The sequence below is a fragment of the Nonomuraea sp. H19 genome (assembly GCF_052068215.1).
GTDB lineage: Bacteria > Actinomycetota > Actinomycetes > Streptosporangiales > Streptosporangiaceae > Nonomuraea.
On record NZ_JBQHCV010000002.1, the window covers coordinates 342,532 to 353,483 of the forward strand.

9 protein-coding genes are annotated in these 10,952 nt (G+C 70.0%); 4 read left to right on the top strand and 5 right to left on the bottom strand.

The features are described from left to right. Window positions 1-16: 16 nt before the first annotated feature. The 3 genes from ACTMTI_RS05255 to ACTMTI_RS05265 form a co-directional block, all read right to left on the bottom strand. On the bottom strand, window positions 17-1,489 hold the full coding sequence (locus tag ACTMTI_RS05255) for a DNA-3-methyladenine glycosylase 2 family protein (RefSeq protein ID WP_441118461.1): 1,473 nt from the start codon (window positions 1,487-1,489) through the stop codon (window positions 17-19). Between the two features lie 226 nt (window positions 1,490-1,715). Continuing rightward, window positions 1,716-2,363 (bottom strand): class I SAM-dependent methyltransferase, encoded by a 648-nt coding sequence (locus ACTMTI_RS05260; RefSeq protein WP_441118462.1) that lies wholly within the window; start codon window positions 2,361-2,363, stop codon window positions 1,716-1,718. Window positions 2,364-2,401: 38 nt separating this feature from the next. After that, on the bottom strand, window positions 2,402-3,040 hold the full coding sequence (locus ACTMTI_RS05265) for an FMN-binding negative transcriptional regulator (protein WP_441118463.1): 639 nt from the start codon (window positions 3,038-3,040) through the stop codon (window positions 2,402-2,404). A 34-nt stretch (window positions 3,041-3,074) separates the two neighbouring features. Between ACTMTI_RS05265 and ACTMTI_RS05270 the strand changes: the two genes are divergently transcribed. Beyond that, on the top strand, window positions 3,075-4,403 hold the full coding sequence (locus tag ACTMTI_RS05270; protein ID WP_441118464.1) for an aminotransferase class I/II-fold pyridoxal phosphate-dependent enzyme: 1,329 nt from the start codon (window positions 3,075-3,077) through the stop codon (window positions 4,401-4,403). Here ACTMTI_RS05270 and ACTMTI_RS05275 read toward each other — a convergent pair. After that, window positions 4,309-5,721, bottom strand: a complete 1,413-nt coding sequence (locus ACTMTI_RS05275; protein ID WP_441118465.1) for an MFS transporter — start codon at window positions 5,719-5,721, stop codon at window positions 4,309-4,311. The two genes, ACTMTI_RS05270 and ACTMTI_RS05275, sit on opposite strands and share 95 nt — an antisense overlap. A gap of 780 nt (window positions 5,722-6,501) precedes the next feature. Between ACTMTI_RS05275 and ACTMTI_RS05280 the strand changes: the two genes are divergently transcribed. Continuing rightward, entirely contained in the window at window positions 6,502-7,374 is an 873-nt protein-coding gene (locus tag ACTMTI_RS05280) for a hypothetical protein (protein WP_441118466.1), read from the top strand. 123 nt (window positions 7,375-7,497) lie between these two features. Here ACTMTI_RS05280 and ACTMTI_RS05285 read toward each other — a convergent pair whose 3' ends face one another. Continuing rightward, window positions 7,498-8,148 (bottom strand): HNH endonuclease family protein, encoded by a 651-nt coding sequence (locus tag ACTMTI_RS05285; protein WP_441118467.1) that lies wholly within the window; start codon window positions 8,146-8,148, stop codon window positions 7,498-7,500. 548 nt (window positions 8,149-8,696) lie between these two features. Here ACTMTI_RS05285 and ACTMTI_RS05290 point away from each other — a divergent pair. Together ACTMTI_RS05290 and ACTMTI_RS05295 are read left to right on the top strand one after the other, a co-directional pair. Continuing rightward, entirely contained in the window at window positions 8,697-10,076 is a 1,380-nt protein-coding gene (locus ACTMTI_RS05290) for an FAD-binding oxidoreductase (RefSeq protein WP_441118468.1), read from the top strand. Window positions 10,077-10,124: 48 nt separating this feature from the next. Next, complete coding sequence (locus ACTMTI_RS05295; protein WP_441118469.1) at window positions 10,125-10,952, top strand: FAD binding domain-containing protein; 828 nt, start codon at window positions 10,125-10,127, stop codon at window positions 10,950-10,952.

The following is a 10,952-nucleotide window of genomic DNA, read 5'->3' on the forward strand; positions in this document are numbered from 1 at the left end:
GTCCTTACTGACGTGCTCAGGTGGAGGGGATCCGTCGCAGGTGCTGCATTGCGTACGAGCGCCACGGACGCCACCGCGGAACCCGCTGTTCCGCCGCCGGTCCGAGGCGGCGGAGACCCGCTCTGACCGCGGGATCGGCGGGCAGGAAGACGTCGGGGTCGCCGAGGGCTCGCATGCGGAGGCGTGCCACGGCCTCCGTCTCCATGCCCGGCAGGGCCAGGAGCTCGCCTTCGACGTGGGCGCGGTCGGTCTCGGGGCCCAGACGCACCGTGCCGGCGGCCGAAGCCCGGGCCAGGGCGGCGACCGGGGCCGGCACGTCCGCGTTCGCCAGCACCTCCATGCTGGGGAAGGCATGGGTGATGCGTTCAGGCGTCGCGGCGGTTCGTTCGAGCGGGGTGCCGTAGTGCTGGATCAGGTGGGCCAGCACGGTCCGGCCGGCGGTCGTTTCCTCGTTCACGATCGCGCGTATCGCCATCTCGGCCGCGTCCACATGGCCGGGCACCCGCCTGCCGGGGGCGGCCGCCACCAGGGGAGCCAGCAGCGGGTCGGCGCTCAGGTGGTCGTTGATGTCGCGCGGGTCGGCGTCCAGGTCCAGGAGGCGGCGGCAGCGCCGTACCGCGGCCGGGAGGTCTTTGAGGTCGTCGAGCCGCAGCTCGCAGGACACGTACGACTCCCCGGGCCGGAGCGTGACGATGCCCAGGCCGTGGGGGAGGGCGAGGGCCCGGCGGTAGAAGTCGTCGCCGGCCTCCTCCAAGCCGGGGATCGCCCGCGCGGCCAGATACCGGAACAGGTCGGTCAGGTCCAGAGGTGGGCGGTAGGTGAGACGTAGGTGGAGCATGCCATGCGTCCGCCGGTGCGTTCCAGGAAAAGCCGTGGGCGTGCCGTCAAGTGGCCGGCGGGATGGCGTTCGGTGCTTGGGGCGCAGCGCGGTGGGCGTCATGCCGTAGACCTTGCGCATGGTGTCGTTGAACTGGCGGATCGTGGAGAAGCCTGCGGCGAACGCGATCTCGCCCGCGGGCAGATCGGTGGTCTCCAGGAGCGTCCTGGCGTTGGCGGCGCGCTGCGCCCTGGCGAGTGCCTGAGGGCCCGCGCCCAGGTCGGCGATGAGCTGGCGGCGTAGTTGACGCTCGCTGTAGCTCAGGCGGGCGGCGAGCCCGGCGACGCCTTCCCGGTCGACGAACCCGTCGGCGATCATTTGCATGGCGCGGCCGGTCACGTCCGCCCGGATGTTCCATTCGGGGGAGCCGGGAGCGGTGTCGGGGCGGCAGCGCTTGCACGCCCTGAAGCCTGCCTCCAGGGCGGCCGCGGAGGACGGGTAGAAACGGACGTTCTCGCGTTTGGGCAGCGCGGCCGGGCAACTCGGGCGGCAGTAGATGCCGGTGGTCACGACGGCGACGAAGAAGCGGCCGTCGAAACGGCCGTCCCGGCTCCTGAGCACGGCGTACGCGTCATCCTCCGCGAGTGTGCGCCCCTCGTCGTCTGCGAGCATGTGTCCCACTCTTCCGGCTCGTCCGCCGGTCGCACTAGTGACGATCGGACATCGAGCCTGGTGGGAGCGGATGTGCGGCAAGCCGCCGGCCATGCCGCTGCCTCATACGAGGCGGCCGCCATCGACACTCGAGCACCTGCTCGCGATCCGGACCGGCGTGCGGAGTCATGCGTTCAGCGCGGCGGCCGCACCTTGACCACGAGCGGGACAGGGCCTGGTCAGGACGCTAAATGTGAGCAATCAGTGCATAGCGTTCGTCGTTCACGGGGCCGCCCCACAGGTCGGCTTCATCGCTGAGTGGTTCGATGCGCAGACCGGTGACGAGCGGCCGCACTGCGGAAGCCAGGTCGGCGGAGCTGACGCCGCCGTTCCAGGGCAGCGATGCGGCTCCCGGCACATAGGCCTGTCCGGCCTCGGCCCAGCGCCCCTCCACCAGCACCAGCCGGCCGTTCGGCCGCAGCCGGGCGACCCACTCGCGCAGCGCCGCCTGGGGGTCGGGCAGGGTCCAGAGCAGGTGCCGGCACAGCAGGAGGTCGAACCGCGCCTCGCCGGTGGGCGGGACCGCGGCGTCGCCGACCAGGAACCGCCCGGCGAACCCGGCGGCCGCCAGCTTGGCCCGTGCCTGCTCGATCATCTGCGGTGCCAGGTCCACGCCGGTCACCCGGTGCCCGGCCGCGGCCAGCAGCACCGACAAAGAGCCGGTGCCGCAGCCGACATCCAAGACGTCGGCCGGATCGGCCGGCGCCCACGTGCGCAGCAGCCGATCCCACGCAGCGCGCGTGTGCTCGGCTCGCAAGCCGTGGTCGGGTTCGTCGTCGAATGCCCGCGCGGCGGCATCCCAGTAGTCAGTGATAGCGGAGGTGAGCTCGGTCATGGGGACGATCCTGTCAACAGCCACCGACAAAGCGACGGCTACCTGGGCTCGCCTGGATCTGGCGCCATCCGCCTGAGCTGCTGCGTTCGCGCCCCGGCATCCCCTGGAAGGTCTCGCTTCGCGAGCCCGGCGGCGATCTTCTCGCGGAACTCGACCGGCCGGTGGTCGTCGTACTTGAACTTGGCCCGCGTCTCCACCACCTCCAGCCGCAGCCCGCGGATCGCGGACAGCATCTTGCGGTACGGCCCCGCGTCGGCGGCCATCTCGCCATAGCCGCCGTCAGGCTGGTGGTGGGCGAGCTGGCGGCGCAGGATCTCCGCCTTGCCCTCCTTGTCGTCCACGATCCCCGCCCGGCAGGTGAGCTGCACGGAGGCGTAGTAGCTGGTCGGCACGCCGTTGCCGGGGGAGTCCGAACGCCACGTGGAAGGGATGTAGGCGTAGTCGTCGTGCACGCTCACCACCACCACGGGGTCGGCCTCCAGTGCCGCCCAGATCGGGTTGGGCCTGGCCAGGTGCAGCACGACCTCGTTCCCGCCGTCGAACAGGAAATGCGTGGGCACCACCACCGGCGGGCCGCCGTCCACGCCGTTGGCGGCCAGTTGCCCGAAGTCGCGCGTACGCAGCCAGTCCCGCCACTCGTCGCGGTCGCGAGCCGCATCCCAGGGATGAATGAGCACTCGAACTCCTTTGTATTGGTACATAATGTGATTTGTGCTAGAAAGGTATCGAATCACCGGTCAGACAGCCAGCGAGATCGCGGCCGGCGTCGAGGCCGCTGTGGCGGACGGCCGGCTGCCGCCCGGCGCGGCGCTCCCCCCGGTACGCGAGATGGCCGCGATGGCCGAGGTCAGCCCCAACACGGCGGCGGCCGCGTACCGGCTGCTGCGTGAGCGCGGCATCGTGGAGACCGCCGGGCGACGCGGCACCAGGGTCAGGCCGCGTCCGGCCAGCACGGCACGCGAGGACATCCGCATCGAGGTGCCCCCGGGCGTACGCGACCTGTCCAAGGGCAACCCCGACCCCGACCTGCTGCCGCCTCTCTACGACGCCCTCGCCGCCGCGGCACGCGCGCATAGGGAGCGCCCTGCCATGTACGGCACAGGCGACGACGAGGAACTCCTCGCCCTGGCCGGGGCCCGGCTGCGCGCGCACGGCGTGCCGGCGGCGCCGCTGGCGGTCAGCTCGGGCACCCTCGACGCGGTCGAACGCGTACTGGCCGGCCACCTGCGTCCCGGCGACGCGGTCGCCGTGGAGGACCCGGGCTGGTCGTCCCTGCTCGACCTGGTCGCCGTGCTCGGCCTGCGCCCCCTGCCGATGCGGCTGGACGACGAGGGGCCGCTGCCCGACGAGCTCGGGCGGGCACTGCGGGCAGGCGCGCGAGCCGTGGTGATCACGGCCCGTGCCCAGAACCCGACCGGCGCGGCCGTCACCGCGGAGCGCGCCGCCGACCTACGGGCGCTGCTGGCCGCGCACCCGGGCGTGCTGCTCCTCGAGGACGACCATGGCGACAGGTTCGTGGACGTCCCCCTGCACCCGCTGGCCGGGGTCACACCCCGCTGGATCCTCGTCCGCTCGACGGCCAAGGCCTACGGTCCCGACCTGCGCCTCGCCCTGATCACCGGCGACCCGGTCACGCTGGGCCGGCTGCGCGGCCGGCAGCGGCTGGCCGCGGGCTGGGTGAGCCATCTGCTGCAGCGGGCGGTGGTTCACCTGTGGCGGACGGAGGCGGTCGACGCGGCCGCGGTGGCGGCCTCGTACGCCGAGCGCCGGGACGGCCTGGTCGCGGCGCTGGCCGCGCGCGGCATCCCGGCGCACGGCCGCACCGGGCTCAACGTGTGGGTTCCCGTCGCGGACGAGGCCGCGGCGATCACCCGGCTGCTGGCCCGCGGCTGGGCCGCCGCACCGGGCGCGCGCAACCGCATCGGCACGCCGCCGGCGCTCCGCCTCACCATCTCCCCTCTGCGCCCTGACGACATCCCGCCGCTCGCCGACGACCTCGCCGCCGCGGTGCGACTGCCGTCGCACGGCCGGTACGGCTGACCGTCATGCGGACGGCGTAGGCCAGCACGCCGAGCGCACCCGTGACCAGCACCGCGACCCCGGCCAGCGTCGCGGCGTCCCATCCGCCGTCCAGCGCGCCGAAGAACGCCGCCCCGGTGACCGTGCCGCCGAGCACCCCACCGGCCTCCTGCACGGTCCCGAGCACCCCGGCCGCGGCGCCCGCGCGCTCCGGCCGTACCCCTGACAGGACGGAGGAGATCAGCGGCGACATCAGCAGCCCCATCCCGGCGCCCGTCACGAGCAGTGCCAGAGCCACCTGGTACGGCGCCGCGCCCACGAAGTGACCCAGCAGCCCCAGCCCCAGCAGCACCACCGACGCGGCCACGATCGGCGGCACCCGGCCGGCGCGCAGGGCGCCGAGTAAGAACCCGGCGTTCAGCGCGGTGCACACGGCTCCGGCGGCCAGCGGACCGAGCCGGAGCCCTTCCTGCAGGTACAGCGCGAGCACGAACGACAACCCCGCCGACGTGCCGAACAGCAACGCCACCGCCACCAGCCCAGCCGCGAACCCGCGCTCTTCGAACACCGCCAGATCGAGCAGCGGTGCCCGCCCGGCGGCTGCCAGCCGACGCTGCCGCCGTACGAACGCGGCCAGAATCGGCGCCGCGCCCGCCAGGCACAGCCACGTCCACGGCGGCCAGCCCTGCTCGCGCCCCTCGACCAGCGGCAGCACCACGGCCACGAGCCCGGCCCCGACCAGCGCCGCCCCGGCGAGATCGAGATCCCGCCGCGTGCCGGAGCCGCCGGTACGGGGAAGCAGCCGCCCGGTCAGCGCCAGCGCCGCCGCGCCGATCGGCACGTTGACCAGGAAGCAGGCGCGCCAGCCCAGCTCCAGGGGATCGGCCGCCACGAGCAGGCCGCCGATCGCCTGGCCGCTCACGCCCGCCAGGCCGACGGCGCTGCCGTACCAGGTGAACGCCCTGGCCAGGGCCGCGCCCTCGTACATGACGCCGAGCAGCGCGAGCACCTGCGGCGCCAGCAGCGCGGCCGCCACGCCCTGCGCGACCCTGGCCGCCACCAGCGACACCGCGTCGGGGGCGAGGCCGCACGCCGCAGACGCCAGCGTGAACAGCGCCAGCCCGGCCGCGAACACGCGCCGGTGGCCGTACAGGTCGCCGAGCCGCCCGGAGACGATCAGGCTCGCGGCGTACGCGAGACCGTATCCGGCGATCACGAGCTGGACGGCGGCGTCGTCCGCGCCCAGGTCGGTCCTGATCGACGGCACGGCCAGGTTGGCGACGAAGAAGTCGAGCGTGGTCATGTACACGGCGACGAGCACCACGGGAAGGGCGATCACGGGACTCCAGGGGAGTGAGGGAGCAGTGAGAGAACACCGGCGGCTGCCGGATGGTTGACCTCACCCTGGAATGGCGGCGTTTCGATCGCCTGCGGATCGGCTACGGGCGGCCCCCGTCAACCGATCGGCGGATGTTGCCGGCCGCGCCCGTCGGCGAATCTCAGAGCGCGCCATCGGCGACCTCACCCCGATGGCGCCAGCGGTCCAGGCGGTTCGCTACGGCTGGGCCGGTGGCGAGACCTCGCCGCCAACGCTGGGCGTCATGGTCGCGATCTCGCTCGTCGCGGGCGGCGTCGCCCTGCGGACGCACTGGTGTGCCCCGCCTGCTGCATGTGTTCGCCAAGCTGGGGGCGCAGGACCGGGCGGCCGCGGTGGCGGCGGCGTACGAGACCGGCCTCCTCCAGCCGGCCGCCGCCGGCTGACCGCCATTGAAGGACGACTCTACGAGCCGTCCTTACAAGGTTCCACGGGGTGCCTTACTTGGAACGCACTAATTACGGCTGATTGCCGACGTGCAGTCCGAGAACGTTCCACTCAGCGAGCTCGTCTGTCAGCCGAGCGAGCATTCTTCTGTTGAACCATCGCGGAACATGACCTTACGCGCAGACCTGCCGAAACGTGAACATCCCTCTGGCTAGGTGTCCATCTTGTCCCGATTCCTGAGGATTTCTGACACGGCAATGTTGCGATCATGGTGACGATTGGTCAACTCTCCCTCATTCTCTGTTATGGTCCCTACTTGCCAGAAATTGGGACAGCCTTTACCCACATAGGAGGATCATGAGGAGCAAGAAGAGGATCGTCGCTCTCGCCACGGCCCTGGCGGCGGCCACCGCTCCCCTGCTGGCCATCGCCTCCCCGGCGGTCGCCGAACCCACCAAGACCACCACCACCCAGACGGCTCAGAACCTGCCGCTGGACTGGCTTTCCCTCGACGCGCTCAGCGGGACCCAGTTGCTGCAGCGCGCCAAGCAGCTGCTGGGCAAGGGCTACGTCCCCTCGGCGTTGAGCGTGACCAACGCGGCCAACCCGCAGTACACGACCGTGTGGATCAAGGACGCCACCAGCAAGGTGAACATCCTGCAGGGTCTGACCGGCACTGACCTGACGAAGCGAATCACCGAGCAGCTGAAGGCGGGTTACCAGCCCAAGCTGATCAGTGGTACCGGCACGGGCGCGAACGCGGTCTTCGCGGCGGTCTTCGAGAAGACCACCAACCAGGTCAAGTCTCAGCTGAGCATGACCAAGGAGACCTTCGTCAAGGTCAACGCCGAGCTCACCGCCGCCGGCCTCAGCCTCGCCTCGCTGGACGTGTACGGCACCGTCGAGAGGCCGCTCTACGCGGCAGTCTGGGTCGCCGGTGCCGCCGGGGGAGCCGTCCAGGTGACCCTGGGCCAGACCTTGGAGCAGCGCGGCCAGGAGCTCGTGGCGAAGACGAAGCAGGGCCTGCGTCCCGTCCTCATGTCCATCGAGCCGGGCAAGCTCTACACCACCGTGTGGAGCAAGGGCAGCGCGACCGGCGTGAAGGAGTACCTGGACCTGTCCAAGGTGACCTACACGCTCCAGGCCACCAAGCTCAAGGCGCTGGGCTACCTGCCGCAGTGCCTGGACATCGAAGGTGGCACGATCGCGGCGATCTGGAGCAAGAGTTAAGCGCCGGTGAACCCACGGCCGCCTATCGCGTGGTGCTGAGTCCGGCACAGGAAGAGTGTGCCGGACTCAGCACCACGATAGTGCAGGCCGGCGCCGACCGCGTGGGCGTCGGACGGCCGCGCTTCACCGCCCGCAGGTGCGGAGCATGTTGATCAAGGCCACCTTCTCCCGCGAGGTCACGAAGAGCCGGTAGTGATGTTTCACGGTGACCCATGAGATCGCGTAGCGGCACCAATAGCTGCGTCTCGGCGGACGCCAGCTCTGCGGCCCTTGGCCGCCCTTGGCGATGTTGGCGGAGTGACTGACCACTCTGAGCTCTGGACGAGTGAGGTCGTTGGCGAAGGCGCGCCGCCGCGCCTGGCTCCACTTGCTGGCGCCAGAACGCCAGGCGTACGAGAGCGGCACGACATGATCGACGTCGACCTTCTTTTCGCTCTTCAGCCACTTACCGTCGTACGGGCTGTACCAGACGCCCTTGACGGGATGACAGGCCGCGTTTTTGCGTACGCGCCGCCCGTCGCGAGCCAGCACCATCTCGCGCGCATCGCACTTGCCTTTGTGGTGAGCCCACCGGGGCTGGAACCGCCGGTGGCTGTACCCACGGATCGATAATGGCCGGGCGACTTTCAGCTGGGCCAGCATGCGGAGGGCCAGAGCTCTTGCCTCGGCCTGTGGCCGCTTGCGCGTGTCGGCTGCCGCCCATGGGACAGCGATGATCGGGATGGCCAAGAGGGTGAGTACGGCGACCTGGACCATCCGTCTCAAGAAGATCATGCTTCCACTCCTACCCGGAAACTCCCCGCCGATGGCGATCGGCGCCATCTTGACCGGGGCCGTGCCGACGCCCCGCACCCGTCCGGCCTGACCTGTCCGCAGGTTGTCCGCCCTGGAAGCCGGCCGCCTGCACCGCTGCGATCGGGCGCTTCGGTGAGAACTGGACGATAAGCGGAATTGCCGGGCCTTGCGTTTTGAAAAATCCTGGACACGAAGTCCTGCACTCCCGTATCGCAACCTCCGACAGGTAAAGTGTGGCCGAAATTCCCGCGGGGTCGGCAGTTATGTGTTATTCATTGCTGCGCTTCTTTTCTGGGTGGCCCGGAGCTAGACTTCCCAGGTGAGGCCTCATGTGGATCGTAGGCTCCGTGGGTGCGGGAAACTTCTCACCGTTTCCTGGCGAACAGAGCTTGTGGTGATCGTGTTTCGTTTCTCGAGTGTCCACCCATTGATCAGGTGGCTGAATTCGAGGTGCGAAGGAAGCCGCTCGACGAGATTCGTGCGTTGCCGGAGCTTGGGCTGGACCATGCGGCCACCCGGAGGTTCACATGTCCGAACGTGAGCTGGTCCGAGACCTTGACGGGCTGCTCGTCCGGCGAGGAGACGCCGGCTACGAGGACCTCAGGGCAAGAATGGTGTGGAACGGGCTCAAGCCGGAGCGGTTCCCCGACGTGATCGTCCGGGCCGCCTCCGAGCAAGACGTGCTGTCAGCGGTCAGGCTCGCCCGGTCCACCGGCTTGCGGATCAGCGTGCGAGCGGGCGGGCACAACTGGGTCGGCGCAGCGCTACGCGACGGGGGCATGCTCATCGATCTGTCGCAGCTCGGAGGGTGCACCATAGACGCCGCCTCAGCCACGGCCAGCGTGCAGCCCGCCTCCAGAGGCAGTGATCTCGCTCCGGCACTTGCCGAGCACGGGTTGGCCTTTCCCGTAGGTCATTGCGGATCCGTCGCACTGAGCGGCTACATCCTCAGCGGCGGCCTCGGCTGGAACCCCGGAGTGTGGGGTCCGGCCTGCCTGAGCCTTCTCGAAGTCGAAACCGTGACCGCGAAGGGCGAGATGCTCCGGTGCAGCGAGCACGAGAATTCCGACCTCTTCTGGGCGGCACGCGGAGCGGGGCCTGGCTTCTTCGCCGCGGTCACCCGGTTCCGTCTGGGGCTGCACCGTCTCCCGACGGCGATCACCATGAGCAGCTACGTCTTCCCGCTCGCGGATGTGGCGGATGTGACTTCCTGGGTGTCCGAGATGGCGGCACTGCTCCCTCCCCTTGTCGAGCTGAGTGTCGTGCTCGGCACAGCACCGCCGACCTTGACGACGATCGCGCCGGGAACGAAGGTGGTCGTCGTCACGGCCACCGCCTTCGCCGGCTCCCAGGACGAGGCGGTCCGATCTCTCGGAGCGTTCCAAGTCTGCCCACTCGCAGGGCGGGCGCTGGCCGGTGTGACGGAGGAGCGGTCGACCTTTGACGCCCTCTTCGAAACCTCCGGCGCGCTTTGGTCGCAGCACCACCGCTCGGCCGCCGACACTCTCTGGTCGATGGAAGATCTCAGCGCGCTGTTGTCGGTGCTGGCAGACGACGTGGCCCAGGCTCCGTCTGACAAGTCCCTCGTTCTCGCGATCATTCCTCCTGCTCCCCCCGGGGAAGTCCCGTTGCCCGAAATGGCCTTCTCGATACTGGGCAGAAGCTATGTCGTCGGTTACGCGATCTGGCAGGACCCCGCGGACGACGAGATCAACATCCGTTGGCTGCGCGAGGCGATGAGCAAAGTCGAGCCGCTGGGGGTCGGGCACTACATCGCGGAGACCGACCTCCTGGCCGCTCCCACCCGAGCCGAGCGATCGTTCGCGCCCGAGACGTGGGAGCGCCTGCGGGAGGTGAGAGCGCGATGGGATCCCGAAGGTGTCTTCCAGCCCTTCCTGCATTCGTGAAGTCGCAAGCCGGCGCGAGGAATCCCGAGATCGACGAGGAGGCCACAGGTGGATCTGAACACCGTCACCTCGGTCGTGGAGGCGCGCGATCTCGGCGAGGCACAGACGTGGCAGCCGGGGGACGCGTGGCTTGCCGGCGGCACATGGCTGTTCTCCGAGCCGCAACCGGGGCTTCGCCGGCTCCTCGATCTGGCGAGTTTCGGCTGGCAGCCACTGCGGATCGATGAGCGGGGGCTGGAGATCGCCGCGACCTGCACGCTGGCGCAGCTCTACGGGGCGGTGACGCCACCTGACTGGAGAGCGGCGACGATCATCGGCGATTGCTGCCGGGCGCTGCTCGGTTCATTCAAGGTCTGGAACGTAGCGACCGTGGGCGGCAATCTCTGCCTGTCGTTGCCCGCCGGCCCGATGATCTCACTTACGGCGTCACTCGACGGCATCTGCACGATCTGGACGCCGGAGCACGGCGAGCGGCAGGTGGCGTGCGTCGACTTCGTCACCGGGGCACAGCGCAACGTGCTCGAACCCGGTGAGCTGCTGCGCTCGATCATGTTGCCGGTTTCCGCGCTGCGGTCTCGGACGGCATTCCGCCAGATCTCGCTGAGCCCGCATGGCAGGTCCGCGGCATTGCTGATCGGCAGGCGGCAGCCCGACGACGGCTCGTTCGTCCTGACGGTGACCGCCTCGACCGTCCGTCCGATCCAGCTGTCATTCCCCGACCTGCCCGATCCATCAGACCTCGGTGCCGCCCTGCGGCGAGAGATCCCCCCGGAGCTCTACCACCGCGACGTGCACGGTGCGCCGGAGTGGCGCAGGCACATGACCGTCGAGTTCGCGGAGGAGATCCGGCGCGAACTGTCGAGCAAGGGGACCTAG